The following is a 3,212-nucleotide window of genomic DNA, read 5'->3' as shown; positions in this document are numbered from 1 at the left end:
GCCGGTGGTGACGGTGGTGGGCCTCCAGATCGGGGCACTGCTCGGCGGCGCAGTGCTGACCGAAACGATCTTTAGCTGGCCGGGCCTGGGAAGCTGGCTCTACGACGCCATCAGCCTGCGCGATTATCCGGTGATTCAGGGTGCGATTATTTTTGTAGCTTTGTTGATCAGTCTCGTGAATCTGCTTGTTGACATCAGCTACGCTTTCCTTGACCCACGCATCCAGTACGCATGAAAAGGAGTTTGAGTTGACCACTGCCATTCCCGTACCTGCCCGCAAAAAACAGGAAAACATCCTGTGGCGGCGCTTCCGCAAAAGCACGCCCGGCAAGGTCGGGGCCGTGATCGTGCTGGTCTTCGTGCTGCTGGCGCTGCTGGCCCCGGTGATCCGGCCCTATAACCCGTCCGGCGACGTGGATTACCGCTTCCGCCTGTCGCCGCCGAGCGTGTCTGCCCTGTGGAACGCCGAGGCGAAGGCCAAATACACCGACCCCGTGACGAACCAGGTGGACTACTGGCGCCACCCCTTCGGCACCGACAACCTGGGCCGCGACGTGGCGGTGCGGACGCTCCACGGCGCCCGCGTCAGCCTTCAGATCGGCATTCTGGCGACGGTGCTGGCGCTGGTGATCGGTAGTCTGCTGGGTGTGCTGGCGGGCTTCTACGGCGGCTGGCTCGACAGCGTGCTGGGGTATTTCAGCGACGTGATGCTGGCTTTTCCGAGCATTCTGCTGGCCATCGGGATCGTCAGTATTTCCAATAATCCGGGCCTGACCACCGCCATGATCGCCGTCAGCGTGGTGCAGATTCCGATTTATTTACGCCTGGCCCGCAGCGTGGTCCTCAGCGTGCGCGAGCGCGAGTTCGTGCAGGCGGCGAGTGCGCTGGGCGCCGGGCAGGCCCGGACCATCTTCAGGCACGTCCTGCCCAACAGCCTGACGCCGCTGATCGTGCAGGCGGCCCTCAGTATTGCCACCGCCACCATCGAGGCCGCCGCACTGGGCTTCATCGGGCTGGGCGCCCAGCCGCCGACGCCGGAATGGGGCACCATGCTCGCCGACAGCCGCCAGTACTACACCCAGGCGTCATGGACCATGCTCTTTCCGGGCCTGGCGATCTTGATTACGGTGCTGGGCTTCAACCTGTTCGGCGATGGACTGAGGGACGTGCTGGACCCGCGCAGTCAGTAGACGGGGATGAGGAAAGCGGCGCTTGAGTGGGATGGGGGATGGAGCAGCGCTGTTTACTGTCAGGCGTAAGTGATGGAGAGATTCAGCTCCTGAAAGGGGGCCATGATCTCAGGTGGAGTGCTGCTCTCAACAATCATCCCGGTAGCACCTGAAATCGGCGCAATAATATAAGCGGAGGCCACACCTAATTTTTCCACCGAAGCTAGCACGATGGTTTCCGCTGCCTGGCGAATGAGTGCCCGCTTGATATACGCTTCCTCCAGGTCGCCGGTGCTCAAGCCTTGCGTGACATGGACGCCAGTGACACCAATAAAATAGATGTCGGCACGGATATGGCTGAGCGCTTCAACCGCCGACGCGCCGACAGTGACGACCGAATGTTTGAATAGACGTCCTCCTATCAAGATGACCTCCACGGTTAAATGATTCGCTAACTCCACGGCCACGCTGGGACTGTGAGTCACGATGGTAGCTTTCAGATCAGGGGCGAGCTGCCGAGCAACCTGAACGGCGGTCGTGCCGCCATCCAGGAGAATGATTTGACCGGACTGGATTAGCGCTGCCGCCGCGCGGCCAATCGCCCTCTTGGCCGAGGGTGCGAGCTGTTGCCGGGCTGTGTAGTTTGCAACGGCAGGTGAAGCGGGCAGAGCGCCACCGTGGACACGCTGGAGCAGACCCTCCTGAGCCAGCTCACGCAGGTCACGCCGGATAGTGTCCTCGGATAGCCCGAGAGATTGGCTAAGCGTCTTGGCGACAAGTTGCCCATCACGCTTGAGCACGGCCAATAGGTGTTGTTTTCGCTGGCTTGTCAGCATGAGCCCTCCATTCCTCAGCGTACAGATTGCACGAAATTTCTTGACTTTACACGAAAATTCTGATTTGATGAGGAGGACAGACCAGGCGTCGGGGCGAGTTGCACAGCGCCGTAAAAGATAGCGCTCACTGATCGTTCTCACTCTCTAAGGAGACTCACAGATGACAACACCGTCCCCAATGATGATTCTGATTGCCGGGCCGTACCGAAGTGGCACGGGAGACGACCCGGTGAGAATGGCGGCTAACCTCAGCAGACTAGAGCAAGCGGCGTGGCCGCTGTTTCAGGCTGGACACGTTCCCATGATCGGTGAGTGGGTCGCGCTTCCAGTTTGGACAGTTGCTGGAGGCCGCGAAGTCGGTGACGCCCTCTATGAACAGGTTCTGCATCCGACAGCAGGCCGACTCCTGCAACTTTGTCACGCTGTCTTACGATTGAAAGGCGATTCGAAGGGCGCCGACAATGATGTGCGTCTGGCGCGCGAACGGGGCATCCCCGTTTATTTCCGTCTTGAGGACGTTCCCGGCTGCGCCTGATGGCGTAGGTAGTCTCGGCGACCATTCCAGTCCACACTTTGTGCGTTATCCGCTCCCGCCAACGCTGCTAGCTGGTCTTCAAGGGTTTTGATTGACCCCCAAATGCCTGGCAAGAGACGCTGCAAAGAAGACCACAAGCGGAGATTTGCTCTACTCAATTCGCTCGCTCTCAGCGACCTGCAACAACTTGGACAGAATGGCAATGGCGCAAAGGGCCGAGGCGCCATTGCCATTCCGACTCATGCATACGCATTCATATTCACAGCAACCGAGGCGGCGTGACCTCGATCCGGCAGTAGAGTCTCTCCACCCCGCCTGAAGGTTGCCTTCAATCCTTCCACACAATGAGCGGCCCGCTCTAGGCGCGGCGCACCGCACTGTCTATGCTGGGCGCACTTCACTTAAGGACGCGGCCACTTTAGCCTGCCGCTACCGCGCATCGTCACACTCAGAGCCGCAACAGCCAGGATCGCTCAGGAGGCACCATGACCGAAAAGATTCGTGAGCACGACGGCGGCGTACAGGGAGGGATAGACGAGGGGCACCTGCTCCAGCGCGCCTCTGAGCACACCGGTGAGACGCCTAACCCGCGCTACACCGGAATCGCAGGCCAGCCCGACGCCGGACCCCTGCGCGGCACCGTGCCCGTACAAGTGCAGATCGACGGCGCGA

At 60.5% G+C, this 3,212-nt stretch carries 5 protein-coding genes; 4 read left to right on the top strand and 1 reads right to left on the bottom strand.

Going from position 1 to position 3,212, the window contains the following annotated elements:
- Together Q0R23_RS15585 and Q0R23_RS15580 are read left to right on the top strand one after the other, a co-directional pair.
- Window positions 1–235, top strand: a 235-nt coding sequence (locus Q0R23_RS15585; RefSeq protein ID WP_293914437.1) for an ABC transporter permease, incomplete at its 5' end; no start/stop codon positions are given.
- A gap of 13 nt (window positions 236–248) precedes the next feature.
- On the top strand, window positions 249–1,190 hold the full coding sequence (locus Q0R23_RS15580; RefSeq protein ID WP_293914435.1) for an ABC transporter permease: 942 nt from the start codon (window positions 249–251) through the stop codon (window positions 1,188–1,190).
- A gap of 59 nt (window positions 1,191–1,249) precedes the next feature.
- Here Q0R23_RS15580 and Q0R23_RS15575 read toward each other — a convergent pair whose 3' ends face one another.
- Window positions 1,250–2,005, bottom strand: a complete 756-nt coding sequence (locus tag Q0R23_RS15575; protein ID WP_293914433.1) for a DeoR/GlpR family DNA-binding transcription regulator — start codon at window positions 2,003–2,005, stop codon at window positions 1,250–1,252.
- Window positions 2,006–2,165: 160 nt separating this feature from the next.
- On the opposite strand from Q0R23_RS15575, the gene Q0R23_RS15570 reads away from it, so the two are divergent.
- Window positions 2,166–2,540, top strand: a complete 375-nt coding sequence (locus Q0R23_RS15570; protein WP_293914431.1) for a hypothetical protein — start codon at window positions 2,166–2,168, stop codon at window positions 2,538–2,540.
- A 485-nt stretch (window positions 2,541–3,025) separates the two neighbouring features.
- The coding region (locus Q0R23_RS15565) for a hypothetical protein (protein WP_293914429.1) at window positions 3,026–3,212 on the top strand (187 nt) is incomplete at its 3' end.

The sequence above is a fragment of the Deinococcus sp. genome, from assembly GCF_025362455.1.
In the GTDB taxonomy this organism is placed as follows: domain Bacteria; phylum Deinococcota; class Deinococci; order Deinococcales; family Deinococcaceae; genus Deinococcus.
Note: the sequence above shows the minus strand (reverse complement) of the source record. Positions and strands in the feature narration are given on the sequence as shown.